Here is a 14,409-nt window from a genome sequence, read left to right as displayed (position 1 = left end):
CGGGGCGGCGCCGCACCCGGCGGGGGCCGCCGCCCCGCGCCCCCCGGCGGCCCCCCCCGCCCGGCCCCCCCCCCCCCCGGCCCCGGACAGGCTCCCCGATCCCGCGCCTGCTTCCGCACGGCCGCCGCCCGCGGCGGCCGCACACCTCGGACCTGCTCGCCGGCCCCTGGCACGTCGCCGCCGGTGTCCCGCGCGCCGCGCGCGGCGGCGGCTCCGGCGAAGACGTCCTGATCCGTGTGGTCGGGTGCGTGCGGGCGGATCCGCACCTGTCGTCCCCCCGCCCCGGCCGGCGGGCGCGTAGCGGCGGGGGAGGCACGTCGGCCGTACCTGTCAGTCGGCCACCCGGGACATGGCGAGCACCTTGTCCATGCGCACGCGTACGAGGAGTTCGCCGGGGACACCGTTGCGCGCGCCGAACGCCTCTGCCGCCTGTGCTCCCATGTAGCGGGCCGCGATCCGTGTCGCCCAGTCCCGTAGTTCGGCGAGGTCCTCGCTCACCGCCGCACGTCCCCGGACCACGGCGAACGCGAACGGAGGCCGGTCGTCGTCGACGCACACCGACACCCGCTCCTCGCGGATCAGGTTGCGGCCCTTCACGGTGTCCTTCCCGGTGTTGAAGACCAGATCGTCACCGTCCAGCAGGAACCAGACGGGGGCGATGTGGGGGCTGCCGTCCGCCCGGACGGTCGCGACCTTGCCGGTACGAGTGCCCTCCGAGAGGAACGCCCGCCATTCGTTCTCTGTCATGTGGTGTGCCATGACCTCATCCTGAGGGTGCCGGGTGGTCATGGCGTGAAGCGACGCCCCGGCGGCGGGGAGGCGCTTGCCCGCGCGGAAGCCGTACGCGAGGCTTGCGCGAGGTGGGACACGCGAACGGGGAGGACGAGTACATGGCGATGGACCGGAGACTTGACTGGCTCCTTGACGAACTCACCGGCCGGGTCGAGCACGTGCGGCACGCGCTCGTGCTCTCGAACGACGGACTGGTGACAGGAGCCAGCACGAGCCTGGCCCGGGAGGACGCGGAACACCTGGCGGCCGTCTCGTCCGGCCTGCAGAGCCTGGCCCGGGGCTCCGGCCGCCACTTCGGAGCCGGCCGGGCGCGCCAGACCATGGTGGAGTTCGACGAGGCCCTGCTCTTCGTGACGGCGGCGGGGGACGGGAGCTGTCTGTGTGTGCTCAGCGCCGCCGAGGCCGACGTCGGCCAGGTCGCCTACGAGATGACGCTGATGGTGAACCGCGTGGGAGAACACCTCGGTGTGGGCGCACGCCAGGGAGCCGAGGATCCCGGGCGGCTCTGAGGCTCCGGCCTGGGTGTGCCCTCATGCGCCGAGGTCAGGGCGAGGCCGCCCCGAAGGTGTCGGGAGACGGGCCACGCGGTTGTGAGGAAACCGCTCCTGCGGTTGCGAGGAAAACACTCCAGCTGCTGTGAGGAGACCGCCCTGGGGTTACGAGGAGGCCGTCCCCGCGCTTGGGAGGAGGCCGTCCCTGTCGCCGGTGAGCAGGTCATTCCCCACGGTCGTGACCAGGCCGGCGAGTCGGTCCTCCGGGTTATCCACAGGCCTGAACGAAGCATCACTTCCAGCGCTAACGTGGTCACCGAGAGTATTCGTCATCACGGGGGAGATGAAGTCATGGCCATGAGGGAAGCCACGCGCACGCGGTCGCGTGCGATGGATGGATGTCGGGCACGCGCTTCGGAGAGCGCCGGAAGTCGGAGTCCGGCAGCGGAGGGACCTCCCGCGGCAGGTGCGGCGGAAACGGAACACGCGCGGGACGCCGGCCGGGCTGCCACGCATGCCGAAGCCATCAGCGGATCGCTGTCCGCGGCGCGCGCGGCACAGGTACTGAGCCTGAAGCGTGGCGAGTTCGACCTCGCACTTCACCTCGGCCTCCTCCGGGCCGAGGCCGCACCGGACGGCGGTGCGCCGCGCGTGCACCGGGAGGAGATCGACCGTCTCCGTGCCACGCAGGGCTTTCCCGAGTCACTGCGGGAGCGGGTGCGTACCGCAGGGACGGCGGAAGGTGCCGCTCTGCTCGGCATCGGTCCGGTCCGCTTCACCGGCCTCGCCCGCGTCGGGTGCGTGTCACCGGTGGCCTTCTACCTCAATCGGTACCGCGCGGTGGTCTGGCTCTACCTCGTGGACGAGCTCCTCGACTTCGCCGTGAAGGAGCCTGATCTGCTCGCCGGAAAGAACCCGGCCGGGATGCGGGCGATGCTGGAGGCCGGTACGGACTGGCGCGCACGCAACTGGCGTGCGCGGAGGGTGGACAGGCTGATGTGTCGAGCACGGGACCCGTGGGTCCGCGCGGCCTTGCAGGCGTCGGCGCTCGACCCGGTCCAGTTGGCAGAAGTCGTGGACGACCCTTACGAGCGGGCCTACCTCGCCCGGATGCAACCGGATCTCACCGCTGGACGACCAGGGTCCGTGGCAGGGAGAGAAGCCATGGGCCGGTTGATGCTGGCGGACGATCCGGACGAGATCCTCTGGCGGCGGATCAGTCTGGGGATGGAGCTGGACCTCGCGCGTGACACCCGCGCCGCCCCGCGACCCGGCGGCACGAGGCCCGGGCCGCTTGCGGTGCCCGGGGCGGTGGGCCCGATGGAGGGCGGCCCCCTGCCCGGCGCCTTCTCCGGTACGGGCCGCCCGCCTCCGGCCGGACGGGGGTTGCTCGCGCGGATCGGGCTCGGCCGGCGGTCCTGCGCTGGAGCGGAGCCCGGCGCTCCGACGGCTCCTGCCCGTCGGACCGGCCGGAGCAGCGACCGTTGAGTTCTTGCGTGCGGACCGTGCGGTGGGCATCTTTGCTGCATGCTCATCAGGAAAGCCACTCCCGGGGACTGGCCCGCCATCTGGCCGTTCTTCCACTCCGTCGTCAAGGCGGGTGAGACGTTCACCTATCCGCTGGATCTCGGTGAGGAGGAAGCCCGGAGCTGGTGGCTCGTGTCCGAGCCGGGCCGCGCCGTCGTCGCCGTCGACAGCGCGGGGGCGGTCCTCGGCACCGCCAAGATGAACAGGAACCACATGGGCAACGGCTCGCACGTAGCCAGTGCCAGTTACATGGTCGATCCCGCTCACTCCGGGCGGGGTGTGGGCCGTGCACTGTGCGAGTACAGCCTGGACTGGGCAGGTACGGCGGGCTACCGCGCCATGCAGTTCAACGCGGTCGTGGAGACGAACACCCGTGCCGTGCGGCTCTACCGTTCCCTCGGGTTCGAGGTCATCGGGACTCTGCCCCAGGGTTTCCACCACCCGACCGCGGGTTACGTGGGCCTGCACATCATGCACAAGGCGCTCTGAGCTTCGGTACTCCGGAGCGGAGAGCCTTGCGGTCAGCCGCAAGCGGGACGATCCGGAAGCTGTTGCGCGCTTCCTGGGTCGTCCGGATGCGGGGTGGGGAGCCGGAGGGAAGGGAGTCGGACTGCCGGCCTCGCACCGCCGTGCCCCGAGAGCCCGGTAGCCGTGCTCGGTAGCCGCGCCCGGAGAGTCCAGCGGCGAACTGTCCTGGGCGTGTCGACGCGGTGACGTGTTCCGGCCAAGTTCCGGGCGGGCCGGACGCGCGCTGTGCCGAGCGAAGCGCCCCAGTTTGCGGCTGATACTCACCGACCGGTTCGCGGGGCGCATGCTGCCATCGCTCCGTGTGCCGGTCCGTTTCGCCCACCATGTCGTAACAGGTGCTGTTGTGGGCGTGGTTGGGGCAGTGGGTTCGCCCGGGGCTGGTGCGCGGGCCGGGAGCCGGTGGCAGTACTGTGCGCCCCACCGCCATCCGGTGGTGAACTCTTATGGAGGAAGAATCCATGACCATACCCAGGAGTGCGCGGCGCGCGGGAACGTTCGCGGCTGTCGCGGTTGCCGGCCTGGCCGGCGGAGTCCTCTTCGCCGGCCCGGCCGCGGCTCACACCCCCACCTGGGCTGTGACCTGCTCCGAGGTGACTCTCGACCTGACGGCCTACTCGGGCAGCGCCACCAACGAGGTGACCGTCTCCGTGGTGGGCGGGGAGGAACTGCTCCCCACCCAGACGTTCGGCCGGGAGTACCACACGACGACTCCGCTTCAGCTGCCGCCGCACGACAAGCCGCTGACCGTCCGCCTCGTCGTCAAGGCCGGTGACGACGACAAGTACTCACGCGACCTGACGGAGACCGCCCCGGTCTGCGAGGGTCAGACGACCAAGCCGTCCACCCCGGCCGAGCCCGAGCCGGCTCAGAGCACGGAGCCGGTGGCCTCGGAGGTCCCCGAGCCGAGCGCCACGCCGAGCGAGACCGCCACGGACAGTGCGCCCGCCCCGGCCGGGTCGAGCTCCAGCGCCCCCGACCTCGCCGAGACCGGATCCTCGTCCGCGACGCCCGTCATCGGCGGTGCGGCTGTCGCCGTACTGCTCGCCGGCGCCGGCATCCTGTGGTCCGTCCGCAAGCGCCGCTCCACGCAGCACTGACGATCCCACACAGCACCGACGGCCCAGCGCGGCCCCGACGACGCCACGCCCCGACGACGCCACGCACCACTGGCACGTCGTGCAGCGTCGACGACGTCACGAGGGATCGACACCGCCACGCGGCACCGGGACGTCGGTGCGCCCGGGCGGGCCACAGGCGGAAACGTCCGGCCGGGTGAGGGGTGTACCGCATCGCAACGCGTGCGGTACACCCCTCAGCCCTTCGCGCCGGCGGCGGGCCCGACGGGACCGATCTCGCACCAGACGGCTTTGCCCTCCCCGCGCGGCTCGATGCCCCAGCGGGCGGCCACCGCGTCGAGCAACAGCAGCCCGCGCCCGGAGGTGGACGTCTCACCGGGCGTACGACGCCGCGGCCAGGCGCTGGAACGGTCCTGGACCGACAGCCTGATGCGCCGGACCGGTTCCGGCAGCACCTCCAGCGTGAGGACGGCGCCACCCTCCGTGTGCAGCAGCACGTTGACGAGCAACTCCCCGGTGAGCAACTCCGCGTCGTCCGCCAGGGCCTCCATGTCCCAGTCCGTCAGGGCCTGCCGCACGATGGCACGTGCGTCGGAGAGTCCCTCCGGATCAGCCTGATGGATGTACTGGTGCAGACGAGGGGCGCGGGGCGACCCCGTGTCCGGGCTGCGCCGCAGCACCAGCAGGGCGACGTCGTCGCCCGAACCCCAGCGCTCCCACAGCCGGTCCGAGAGGTGGTCGGCCAGTGCCTCGGCGCCCGCGGGGCCGTCGCTCACCTCGTGGATCAGGGCGGCGACACCCGCGTCGAGGTCCGCACCCGGCTCCTCGACCAAGCCGTCGGTGTAGAGCACAAGTGTCTCGCCCGGCACCAGGTCGAGGCGGGTCTCCGGGAACTCCTCGTCCGCGAAGGCGGTGGAGATGCCCAGCGGGAGCCCTCCTCGCACCTGGGGAGAGCCGACCCGCCCGTCGGAATGCCGGATCAGCGGCCCGAAATGCCCGGCCCGCACCACGCGTACCGCGCCTGTGGCGAGGTCCACCTGCGCGTACGTACACGTGGCGAAGCGGTCGGTGTCCAGTTCGGCCAGGAAGCGCGAGGCGCGCGCCAGTACCGTCGGCGGCGGATGCCCCTCGGCGGCGTACGCGCGCAGAGCGATCCGCAGCTGCCCCATGATCGCAGCGGCGTGGGTGTCGTGGCCCTGCACGTCGCCCACCACCACGCCGAAGCGGTTGTTGGGCAACGCGATCACGTCGTACCAGTCGCCGCCGACCTGGCGACCGCTCCACGCCGCGTGGTAACGGACCGCGATCTCCCCGCCCTCGATGTCCTGGATGCGCCGGGGCAGCATCGCCGACTGCAGTTGGGTGGCGAACTCACGCTCCTCGTCGAACAGCATCGCCCGCTGGAGCGACTGCGCCACGATGGCAGCCAGTCCGAGGCAGAGGATCCGTTCGTCCGCACTGAACATCGTGCGTTCCCGGTAGAACAGCGCGACCGCGCCCAGTGAGCGCGCCTGGGCCACGAGCGGGAGGTAGGCGGCCGCACGGAAGCGCAGTTCGTCCTTGCGCGGCTCCAGCACCGGATACCGGCGGACCAGCGAATCCAGCGAGGTGATGAACCTCGGGCGTCCGGTGAGGATCGTGTCACCCAGCGGCAGCCGGTCGTTCATCGTCCCGGTGTCCAGCCCGGCCAGGGCCTCCACGCAGTCGCCGCTGAGCGCCACGACGTTGAGGGCCGAGTCCTCCACCAGCCCGAGGGACATCCCGTCCGCACCGAGCCTGGCCAGTCCCCCCGGCCCGGTGAGCGCGGCGGTGACGTCGTCCACGGTCACCGCGCGGGACAGCGCGCTCGTCGTACGTTCCACGATGCCGGTCTGGCGCTGGTGGCGCTTTTCCAGATCCTGCACGAAGGCCGAATGGGTGACCTCGGCCGTCGCGTCCCTCACCACGCCGATGACACGGTGCGCCCGGCCGTCGTCCGAGCGCAGGATGCGCGCCTGCACGTGTGTCCACTGGCGTGACCCGTCCGCGAGGGGGACCTGGAAGTGAACGCTGTAGGAACTGCTCCCGCCGGTGACGGCCTCGTCGATGGCCAGGTCCAGGCGGGCGCGCTCCGCCGGATCCAGCCGGTCCAGAACGGTCGACGGACGGGCGTCGAACGTCGCCGGATCGACGCCGAAGACCGCGAGCCCGGCCTCGTCGATGTCCAGGGCCCTGCTGTCGAGGTCCCATTCGAAGCTGCCCGTGCGGTTCATGGCCAGCCGCTCGGCAGTCCCCGTCTCACCGCCGTGACTCCGGTCCAACCGGTGCAACCGCGGGTTCGGGTCGTCTGCTCGCCGTGGGGAGTCGGTCATGCGCGCTCCGGAGATGGTCCGGGCGGGCGGCTGGACGTCGCTGCCCGTTGGCTCAATTGTCGAGCCGGTGAGGCGGGAGTGCCACAGCGGTCGTCCACGGGCCCGGCCGCGGAGCCGCCCGGACGACCCGGCTCCGGAGCCCGGCGACGGCGGACGCAGAATGGCAGCCAGAGATGTCCCACGTCCGACACGTCCGACCGGAGCGCACGCAATGAACGACGACGAGCCCGTCCTGTCGCACACCGAGGGTCACACGCTGCACATCCGGCTCAACCGCCCGCGGGCCCTGAACGCCCTGACCCACACCATGGTGCGGAGTATCGACGACGCCCTCACCGAGGCGGCGGGGAACGACACGATCACCCATGTGGTGATCAGTGGCGCGGGCGAGCGCGGCCTGTGCGCGGGCGGCGACATCAGGTCGATCTACGAGGACGCGAGAGCGGGACGGCAGGCGTCCGTGGACTTCTGGCGCGACGAGTACCGGCTCAACGCCAGGATCGCCCGGTTCCACAAACCGTACGTGGCGCTCATGGACGGCATCGTCATGGGAGGTGGGGTCGGGATCTCGGCACACGGTTCGGTCCGGGTCGTCACGGAACGCTCACGCGTCGCCATGCCGGAGACGGGCATCGGATTCGTGCCCGACGTCGGGGGCACCTATCTGCTGGCCGCGGCACCCGGTGAACTCGGTACCCACCTCGCCCTCACGGGGCAGCCCGTGCACGCGGCGGACGCCGTAGCGTGCGGGCTGGCCGACCACTTCATCCCCTCCCACCGCCTGGCAGACGTCACCCAGGCCCTCGCCGAAAGCGCCACGCCCGCCGCCGTGAGGAACACCGTGGCGGCCCACGCGGAGAGGGCCCCGGACGGCGAGCTCGCAGCCTGTCGGCAGTGGATCGACGACTGTTACGCCCCGGACAACGTCGAGGAGATCATCGAGCGGCTCCTGGACAGCGGTATCCCCGCCGCGAAGGAGGCCGCCGCCACATTGCTGACCCGATCGCCCACCGCGCTCAAGGTCACCCTCGAAGCGGTACGCCGGGCCAGGGGTCTGGACAGTCTGGAAGCCGCACTCGACCAGGAGTTCCGTGTCTCCTGCCGCGCCTTCACCGGGCCCGACCTGGTGGAAGGCGTGCGCGCACAGATCATCGACAAGGACCGCCGCCCCCGGTGGTCTCCCGCGGATCCGGCCGGGGTCACCGACGCGGAGGTCGCCCGGCACTTCGAGCCACTCGGCGAACGGGAACTGGGGCTGGCCCCCTGACTCCTTCCGAGTGGTGTTCACGCGCGCACCCGGCAGTGACGTCGTGCGGCGCCCAGGAGGCGGACATCACGTATGGAATATGACCAAAAGGTCACCTGTCATGAGGTATGGACGCGGTTTCAGAGCACTGGCAGACCCCACCCGGCGTGCACTGCTCGACGAGCTCTTCCACAGTGACGGGCAGACACTGAGTGCGTTGGAGGCACGCTTCCGGATCTCCCGGTTCGCGGTGATGAAGCACCTGCGGACGCTGGAAGTGGCGGGACTGGTGGTCACCAGGCGACGGGGCCGGGAGAAGCTCCACTACCTCAACCCGGTGCCCATCCGGCTCGTCCACGACCGGTGGGTCATCGAACCGGTCGGTGACTCGTGCCGGCTGTCGGTCACCCATGACGAGCTGGGAGAAGGCGCCGACGAGCAGTTGTACGGCGGCTGGCCGATGATCCTGTCCGGACTGAAGACCTGGCTGGAGACGGGCGAACTCCTCACGACACCGGGCTCGCTCATGTACAGCGGCAGGTGAGCGAGGCATTGGCCCGCGGCGGGTCGTCCACGTACCGCACGAGTGGGTCGCCCGCCGCTGCCCGTGCGTCCGCCGGCCGCGTTCGACCGGCGGACGCGCCGCGCCGCAGCCGTGCCCGCCCGTCGACCGCACTCGGTCAGCGGTCCGAACCGCTCAGGCTGGGCTGCAGCGCCCGCACGACGGCGAAGAGCCGCTCCTCGTTCCCCGCCAGCCCCGCACTGCGCAGCGCCTCGTCCGCTTCCTCGATCGGGGATGCGAGCAAGGGCATGTACAGAGGGGCGTCGGCCGGATCCGCCAGAGCGGCGCGCGTCGCCTCCAGTAAACGGACGTACGCCTGGGCTGCGGCGATCTCGTCATTGCGCATCAGCATCTCCCGGTCAGAAGTGTCGTACCGTCAAGCATCCCCCAGGGGTCTGACAGTGAGGGGTCGGGCGGGATCGCACGGGGTGCCTGACCACGGGCCCGACCGGCGCTCCGGCCGATCGCGTGCCGTATCGACGGCCTTCCTCCGACGTCGACCCGGCGCACCACCGACGCGTCCGCCGAACCGCCCGGCCTGACGATCCGTGGAAGATGCAACGTGCAACGCCGCCTCGACGTGCGGGGGACGGGAGGGATACTCCTCATGCCTGCCGCGCCACCGACGCGGCAGGCGGCGCCTCGACCTCCAGGAAGCGCCGCCGGCGTGGCCCCCGGTACAGCAGTACCGTCCAGCCCAGCCGCCGCAGCGCCGTCACGCAGCCGGCCAGCGCCTCCTCCTCGCCGGCGGCCGCACCACCCCCGGGCGGGCCGACCCACTCGACCCGTACGGAACCCGCCGCCTCACCCCCGCACACGCGGTACCCCGTGGCCGTACGCTCTCCGGACGGTCCGACGGAGGAGGCGGGTATGCCCGCCGCCTCCAGTGCCAGCGCCACGGCCCGCACCGGCCGGTGCACCTCCCACGGCGCGGGCACGCTCCCGGGGTCACCGTGCCCTGTGTGCGTGAGCCGCCTGATCTGCATCATTCCCTCGAACGCGGTCCGCACCACCGCTTCCCGCCCGCCCAGCGGCCCGGGCGTGGCCGGGTCGTCCCCAGTCGCCGGCTCGAACGCGCCCTCCTGCGACGTGTGCATGCCCCGTCTCCCTGTTCGGCACTCCGCCCACTCCGTCGCCAGTGTGCGCCCGCCCACCGACAACGGGCGACGCGCCGCCGGGTCCGGCGGCCCGATAAGCTCTTCCCTCCTGCACGCACCGGAGGAAGTACGCACGTGCCCGAAGACCTTCCGATCGTCGCGTCCGGCACCGGCCGGGACGCCCTGCGCGCCGACTGCGCGAACTGTTTCGGGCTGTGCTGCGTCGCACTGACACTGACCGCGTCGGCCGACTTCGCGATCGACAAGGAAGCGGGCGAGCCGTGCCGCAATCTGCGGGACGACTTCCGCTGCGGCATACACACCCGGCTCCGGCCGGCCGGCTTCTCCGGCTGCACGGTGTACGACTGCTTCGGGGCCGGCCAGAAGGTGTCCCAGGGGACCTACGGCGGCAGGGACTGGAGGAGCGAACCGGACACGGCAGCTCAGATGTTCCAGGTCTTCCCGGTGATGCGGCAGCTCCACGAACTGCTCCAGTACCTCACGGAAGCCCTCACCCTGCCCGCCGCCGCCCCCGTACACGGGGAGCTGCGCAGCGCCCTCGGTGCCACCGAACGCCTCACGCAGGGCAGTCCCGAGGACCTCGCCGCCCTCGACGTCTCCGAGCACCGGGAGGGGGTGGCCGCGCTGCTGCTGCGCGCCGGCGAGCTCGCGCGGAGGGCCGGACCCCGGTCCAGGAGCCGGGACAGGCGTGTCCGGCGGGGTGCCGATCTCATGGGCGCCCGGCTCAGAGGTGCGGACCTCAGGGGCGCGGACCTGCGCGGGGCGTACCTCATCGCGGCGGACCTGCGCGGCGCGGACCTGCGCGGCGCCGAACTCATCGGCGCCGATTTCCGCGACGCCGACCTGTCCGGGGCCGACCTCACCGGCGCCCTCTTCCTCACCCAGATGCAGCTGAACGCGGCCAAGGGGGACGCGGCCACACGGCTGCCGGAGCTTTTCGCCCGCCCCACCCACTGGTAGGGAGCCCGGTCGGGGCGACCGGACCTACCCGCATCCGGCGCCCGGCGGCGCCGGATGCGACATCACCCCTGCCGTGTGCCGCCCGCGCCGCCCGGCCCTTGTCCGGCGGCCCGCTCGCCGTCCTGTTCGAGGGCGGCCTTGAGCCGCTCGAGCGTCGTGCGGATGTTGCCGCGCTGGAAATCGGCGAACGTGTGCCCCCGGGTCGCGACCCGGTCGAAGGCGTTGGCGAGGGCATCGGGCCACGACCGCCGGTTGTCGGTCCAGGTCTCCGTCACCCGTGTGCAACCGTCGACCGCCTCCAACCGGTACTCCCACAGGGCGATCGCGCCGGGCAGCCGCGGGCGGCGGACACCGATCGCGTGCACGCGGAAGGCGAACCGCTCGCCCGGGTCGGCGGCGGTCACCGTGCACCTCGTCGTCCAGCGGAAGGCACCCCTCTTGTTGCGTCCTTCGAATACCATGCCCACGTGCGCGTCCCGTCGGCCCCCGAGCACACTCGCGCCCCGGTTCTCCGGGCTCCACCGCCCCATGGCGGTGGGGTCGCTGAGCTGCCGGTAGACGGCCGAGGGGGCTGCTCCGATCAGGATGCTGTCCGACACGGACATGGTGCGGCGCATGGGTGACTCCTTGTGCGCGTCGCCCGGGGCTGCCTGGGGGGGGGAAGGCGTCCGGGCCTGTGCGAACGGTTGGCGGTTCACAGTGTGGCCCATCTCCCGTGACCCCCGGTCAGGGGGACCCGCGCTCACAGTTCCCACCTGGCGAATCGGTTCTGCGCTCAGCCGCCGGATGAGAGCGTTCCAGCCGGGAAGGTAGGAGGAAGGGAAACGAACGGCAGCCTCGGAGGTGGTGGCCGTGCTGCACGGCGTCGATGTGAGTTCCTATCAGGCGGATTTTGCCACGGACGGTCTGGACTTCGTCTTCATCAAGGCCACCGAGGGGCGTTCGTACGTCAACCCGAGACTCGGAGCGCAGGCCGCACGCGCCAGGAAGGCCGGCTGTGTGGTCGGCTTCTACCACTTCCTGTGGCCGGAAGACGTCGAGGAGCAGGCGGCCCACTTCGTCGCCGAGGCGCCGGAGAAGCCGGGTGACCTCCTCGCCGCCGACTGGGAACAGACCGGGGACGGCACCCGTGCGAGCAGCGCGGCTAAGGACCGCTTCATCCGCGAGGTCAAACGGCTGAGGCCCCACCACCGCGTTCTCCTCTATTGCAACCGCTCCTTCTGGCGCACCCACGACGCGAGTTCCTATGCCGGTGACGGACTCTGGATCGCCGACCACGTCGCGGCGGGAGAGCCGAGGATCGAGGCGTCGTGGCGCGTGCACCAGTACACCGACGATCCGCTCGACAAGAACGTGGCCGACTTCCCGACGCCGGAGGCACTGCGCTCCTGGGCCGGCGGCTGAGGGGGCACGTCAACGCGGGCACCGTTGCTGTCGGCCGATGGAGTGCCCTTTGCCGACCGGCGGTGGAGAGCTGAGGCGGACAGCGGGTGGTGCCGTGGTGCGGGGCCCATCCTGGTCGCCGGATCCCCGTCCGGCCGCCGACCGAAGGAAAGCCGTAGTGACGACAAGCAGTCCCCCGGAATCGCGGACCGCTGCCCCGCGCACGACACCGTCTCCCGACCTCGCAGTCTCGCCGAGGCCGTCGACGGCGCCGTCCACAGGTCTGCCGGCGCCGGTCGAAATGGCTCGCACAGGAGGAGGACGGCGTGAAGCCTGACGAGGAGAGCGCCCGGGGCCTGGCCCAGGTGGAGGGCTACCTGCTCCTGAACGCCGAGGTCGACGAGGCCCGTCGGCAGGCGGTCCGCTTCACCGGGCAACTGCCGTGGCTCACCTCGGCCCAGCGGGAGGACGTCGAACGCGTCTACGTGGCGGACCGCATGGCCGTGTGCCGGGAGTCGCTCACACGGATCGCCGCCCGAGCAGCCGAACTCCGCGGTGAGTACACCGCGCGGTACGAGCAGCTCCGGACGCGCTGCGTGGCCGTGTCCGCCATGGCCGTGGGCGTGGTGAGCGGCATCTGTGCGGTGGTGTCACTGGTCGGCCGCTGAGTGCCGCTCCCGTGCGACCACCTGACCACCCCGGCCGCCGGACCCCCTGACCGCCTGGTCCCACCCATGGTAGGACGGGCGCGGGACGGACATCCGCGGCGCGACCCGGGAGCCGGGGCGACCGCGACCGGCGCCGCGGTCAGGGGGTCCGTCCGTCAGTGCTGGACCAGGCAGAACGGATGGCCGGCGGGGTCCGCGTAGACACGCCAGGTCCCGGAGGCCGGGCCGGTGTCCAGCAACGTCGCTCCGAGTCCGAGCACCTGCTCCTGGGCGCTGTCCAGATCGGCGACACCGAGGTCCGTGTGGAACTGCTGGGGGCGCTCCGGGTCCGGCCACCGCGGGGGCTCGTAGTCCTGGACCCGCTGGAAGGCGAGGACGAACCCGCTCGGGGTGTGAACGGTCGCCCAGTCGGCATCGAGAGACCACCGCCGGTCGGGCTGATCGACCGTTCCGCCGAGCACGGCCGCGTAGAAAGAAGCGAGCCGCGCCGGATCCGGGCAGTCCAGCACCACACACTGCAACTCGGCGATCATCGGACCATCCTACGGAAAGCGCCGGGCGACCGGGGGCGTGCGCGACGACCGGGGGGCGTGCGTGCCGGAGTCACTCCCGGACGCCCCCAGGAGCGAACTCGGGAGCAGCAGCGAGGAGCCTTCCTCGCGGCGGACGACCGCGCCCGCTGACACCCGGGTGACGGCACACGGCCGACGCGGGACCGCAGGGGGGAACGTGGCAACCGGGACCGGTCACGCGACGACCACGGACCGGCCCGCGGCCGGACGGAAGCGGTCGAGCTCCGACAGGTGGGCGGCGAGCCGCACGGCATGGGACGGGGGCAGTTCCGAAGACGGTCCGGCCAGCTGCACCGCACACGCGGTCGTCGTGTCGACGAGTCGCTCGACGGCGCGCACGACCTCCGAGGAACCCGCGGAGTGCCGTGCCACCGACGGCAGTTCGGCCGCCGAGAGGTCGACCGCGGCACGCGCCGAACCCAGCGATCTGTAGGCGTCGCGTCGCAGCGCCCCGCGCGTCGCGGGGTCGCCGGGTGACTCCAGGACGTGCACCAGGTACCGGTGGGCGGCTCCCACCGCCGTGTCGACAGCGGCCTGTACGGAGTGCCCCCGCCGCCCGGGCAGCGGCAGGTGCCCGACGAGCAGAACCGTCGCGCAGGCGAGGAGGGACTCCACGATCCGCTCCCACGAGGCGGAGGGCTCACCTCCCAGACGGACCAAGGCCAGCACCAGCACGGTGACCACCGCGGTCTGCGCCGCGAAGTGACGCGTCGCCACCGGCAGCAGCGCCCCGCACGCCGCCACCACCGCGACCAGGGGAAGCGGACCGGACAGCAGGAGGGCGAGGGCCGCGAAGACCCCGGCCCCCGCGACGGTCCCCACGGCCCTGCACAGCACCCGGGAGGCCAGCGGACCCAGGTCAGGCTTGACGAGGAACACGGTGGTGGCGGGCAGCCAGTACCAGTGCCCGTGCCCCAGTGCCTGGGCCACGGCCGTGCTCGTGGCACAGCACAGCGCGACCCGCAGGCCGTACTCACGGCCCGCGGCGCTCCACGCCCGGGCAAGGACGGCGCCGTACGGCTCCGTCCGCCCCACGCGCGGTGACACGTCCCCCGGGCGGTCGAACACCGTCGCCGCTCCCAGCAGGGCCTCGTCCAGAGCTCGCAATCCGGCGTCGGTCCTCGCGGGGGCCGGG

The 14,409-nt window shown here is 72.1% G+C and carries 16 protein-coding genes; 9 read left to right on the top strand and 7 right to left on the bottom strand.

What is annotated here, in order from left to right; all coding sequences use genetic code 11:
• Nucleotides 1-330: 330 nt before the first annotated feature.
• A complete protein-coding gene (locus ABZ371_RS18360) occupies nt 331-759 on the bottom strand; it encodes a PPOX class F420-dependent oxidoreductase (RefSeq protein WP_358680400.1) in 429 nt (142 codons plus the stop codon).
• A 131-nt stretch (nt 760-890) separates the two neighbouring features.
• On the opposite strand from ABZ371_RS18360, the gene ABZ371_RS18355 reads away from it, so the two are divergent.
• The 4 genes from ABZ371_RS18355 to ABZ371_RS18340 all read left to right on the top strand — a co-directional run bounded on the left by ABZ371_RS18355 (nt 891) and on the right by ABZ371_RS18340 (nt 4,435).
• Nucleotides 891-1,301 (top strand): roadblock/LC7 domain-containing protein, encoded by a 411-nt coding sequence (locus ABZ371_RS18355; RefSeq protein WP_358680406.1) that lies wholly within the window; start codon nt 891-893, stop codon nt 1,299-1,301.
• A 372-nt stretch (nt 1,302-1,673) separates the two neighbouring features.
• Nucleotides 1,674-2,771: a DUF6397 family protein gene (locus ABZ371_RS18350; protein ID WP_358680403.1), complete on the top strand. Its 1,098-nt coding sequence runs from the start codon at nt 1,674-1,676 to the stop codon at nt 2,769-2,771.
• A 39-nt stretch (nt 2,772-2,810) separates the two neighbouring features.
• Nucleotides 2,811-3,299, top strand: a complete 489-nt coding sequence (locus ABZ371_RS18345; RefSeq protein WP_358680397.1) for a GNAT family N-acetyltransferase — start codon at nt 2,811-2,813, stop codon at nt 3,297-3,299.
• Nucleotides 3,300-3,796: 497 nt separating this feature from the next.
• Complete coding sequence (locus ABZ371_RS18340; protein WP_358680394.1) at nt 3,797-4,435, top strand: LAETG motif-containing sortase-dependent surface protein; 639 nt, start codon at nt 3,797-3,799, stop codon at nt 4,433-4,435.
• 215 nt (nt 4,436-4,650) lie between these two features.
• Here the strand turns inward: ABZ371_RS18340 and ABZ371_RS18335 are convergent, their stop codons facing one another.
• Nucleotides 4,651-6,765, bottom strand: coding sequence for a SpoIIE family protein phosphatase (locus ABZ371_RS18335; protein ID WP_358680391.1), 2,115 nt, complete (start codon nt 6,763-6,765; stop codon nt 4,651-4,653).
• Between the two features lie 211 nt (nt 6,766-6,976).
• Between ABZ371_RS18335 and ABZ371_RS18330 the strand changes: the two genes are divergently transcribed.
• Together ABZ371_RS18330 and ABZ371_RS18325 are read left to right on the top strand one after the other, a co-directional pair.
• Nucleotides 6,977-8,032 (top strand): enoyl-CoA hydratase/isomerase family protein, encoded by a 1,056-nt coding sequence (locus tag ABZ371_RS18330; RefSeq protein ID WP_358680385.1) that lies wholly within the window; start codon nt 6,977-6,979, stop codon nt 8,030-8,032.
• Nucleotides 8,033-8,132: 100 nt separating this feature from the next.
• Nucleotides 8,133-8,555 carry a helix-turn-helix domain-containing protein gene (locus ABZ371_RS18325; RefSeq protein ID WP_358680382.1) on the top strand — a complete coding sequence of 141 codons (423 nt, stop codon included), beginning with the start codon at nt 8,133-8,135 and terminating at the stop codon, nt 8,553-8,555.
• A 136-nt stretch (nt 8,556-8,691) separates the two neighbouring features.
• Here the strand turns inward: ABZ371_RS18325 and ABZ371_RS18320 are convergent, their stop codons facing one another.
• Complete coding sequence (locus tag ABZ371_RS18320) at nt 8,692-8,919, bottom strand: hypothetical protein (protein WP_358680379.1); 228 nt, start codon at nt 8,917-8,919, stop codon at nt 8,692-8,694.
• Nucleotides 8,920-9,178: 259 nt separating this feature from the next.
• Complete coding sequence (locus ABZ371_RS18315; protein ID WP_358680377.1) at nt 9,179-9,670, bottom strand: hypothetical protein; 492 nt, start codon at nt 9,668-9,670, stop codon at nt 9,179-9,181.
• A gap of 135 nt (nt 9,671-9,805) precedes the next feature.
• Between ABZ371_RS18315 and ABZ371_RS18310 the strand changes: the two genes are divergently transcribed.
• A complete protein-coding gene (locus ABZ371_RS18310) occupies nt 9,806-10,651 on the top strand; it encodes a pentapeptide repeat-containing protein (RefSeq protein ID WP_358680375.1) in 846 nt (281 codons plus the stop codon).
• A 62-nt stretch (nt 10,652-10,713) separates the two neighbouring features.
• Here the strand turns inward: ABZ371_RS18310 and ABZ371_RS18305 are convergent, their stop codons facing one another.
• Nucleotides 10,714-11,268: an SRPBCC family protein gene (locus ABZ371_RS18305; protein ID WP_358680373.1), complete on the bottom strand. Its 555-nt coding sequence runs from the start codon at nt 11,266-11,268 to the stop codon at nt 10,714-10,716.
• A gap of 235 nt (nt 11,269-11,503) precedes the next feature.
• Between ABZ371_RS18305 and ABZ371_RS18300 the strand changes: the two genes are divergently transcribed.
• Both ABZ371_RS18300 and ABZ371_RS18295 read left to right on the top strand, forming a co-directional pair.
• Nucleotides 11,504-12,055 carry a glycoside hydrolase family 25 protein gene (locus tag ABZ371_RS18300; RefSeq protein WP_358680370.1) on the top strand — a complete coding sequence of 184 codons (552 nt, stop codon included), beginning with the start codon at nt 11,504-11,506 and terminating at the stop codon, nt 12,053-12,055.
• Nucleotides 12,056-12,360: 305 nt separating this feature from the next.
• Nucleotides 12,361-12,702 (top strand): hypothetical protein, encoded by a 342-nt coding sequence (locus tag ABZ371_RS18295; RefSeq protein WP_358680367.1) that lies wholly within the window; start codon nt 12,361-12,363, stop codon nt 12,700-12,702.
• 155 nt (nt 12,703-12,857) lie between these two features.
• Here ABZ371_RS18295 and ABZ371_RS18290 read toward each other — a convergent pair whose 3' ends face one another.
• Both ABZ371_RS18290 and ABZ371_RS18285 read right to left on the bottom strand, forming a co-directional pair.
• On the bottom strand, nt 12,858-13,235 hold the full coding sequence (locus ABZ371_RS18290) for a VOC family protein (RefSeq protein WP_358680364.1): 378 nt from the start codon (nt 13,233-13,235) through the stop codon (nt 12,858-12,860).
• Between the two features lie 213 nt (nt 13,236-13,448).
• Nucleotides 13,449-14,409: FUSC family protein (locus tag ABZ371_RS18285; RefSeq protein ID WP_358680361.1), on the bottom strand; the 961-nt coding region annotated here is incomplete at its 5' end.

The sequence above is a fragment of the Streptomyces sp. NPDC005899 genome, assembly GCF_040629645.1.
Classification (GTDB): Bacteria; Actinomycetota; Actinomycetes; order Streptomycetales; family Streptomycetaceae; genus Streptomyces.
This window is presented reverse-complemented; position numbering and strand designations above follow the sequence as displayed.

What these genes read in the sequence shown, in the direction of transcription:
- ABZ371_RS18360 (WP_358680400.1), bottom strand. Translation starts at nt 759, where the DNA reads ATGGCACACCACATGACAGAGAACGAATGGCGGGCGTTCCTCTCGGAG.
- ABZ371_RS18345 (WP_358680397.1), top strand. Translation starts at nt 2,811, where the DNA reads ATGCTCATCAGGAAAGCCACTCCCGGGGACTGGCCCGCCATCTGGCCG.
- ABZ371_RS18335 (WP_358680391.1), bottom strand. Translation starts at nt 6,765, where the DNA reads ATGACCGACTCCCCACGGCGAGCAGACGACCCGAACCCGCGGTTGCAC.
- ABZ371_RS18320 (WP_358680379.1), bottom strand. Translation starts at nt 8,919, where the DNA reads ATGCGCAATGACGAGATCGCCGCAGCCCAGGCGTACGTCCGTTTACTG.
- ABZ371_RS18340 (WP_358680394.1), top strand. Translation starts at nt 3,797, where the DNA reads ATGACCATACCCAGGAGTGCGCGGCGCGCGGGAACGTTCGCGGCTGTC.
- ABZ371_RS18350 (WP_358680403.1), top strand. Translation starts at nt 1,674, where the DNA reads ATGGATGGATGTCGGGCACGCGCTTCGGAGAGCGCCGGAAGTCGGAGT.
- ABZ371_RS18330 (WP_358680385.1), top strand. Translation starts at nt 6,977, where the DNA reads ATGAACGACGACGAGCCCGTCCTGTCGCACACCGAGGGTCACACGCTG.
- ABZ371_RS18305 (WP_358680373.1), bottom strand. Translation starts at nt 11,268, where the DNA reads ATGCGCCGCACCATGTCCGTGTCGGACAGCATCCTGATCGGAGCAGCC.
- ABZ371_RS18290 (WP_358680364.1), bottom strand. Translation starts at nt 13,235, where the DNA reads ATGATCGCCGAGTTGCAGTGTGTGGTGCTGGACTGCCCGGATCCGGCG.
- ABZ371_RS18355 (WP_358680406.1), top strand. Translation starts at nt 891, where the DNA reads ATGGCGATGGACCGGAGACTTGACTGGCTCCTTGACGAACTCACCGGC.
- ABZ371_RS18315 (WP_358680377.1), bottom strand. Translation starts at nt 9,670, where the DNA reads ATGCACACGTCGCAGGAGGGCGCGTTCGAGCCGGCGACTGGGGACGAC.
- ABZ371_RS18325 (WP_358680382.1), top strand. Translation starts at nt 8,133, where the DNA reads ATGAGGTATGGACGCGGTTTCAGAGCACTGGCAGACCCCACCCGGCGT.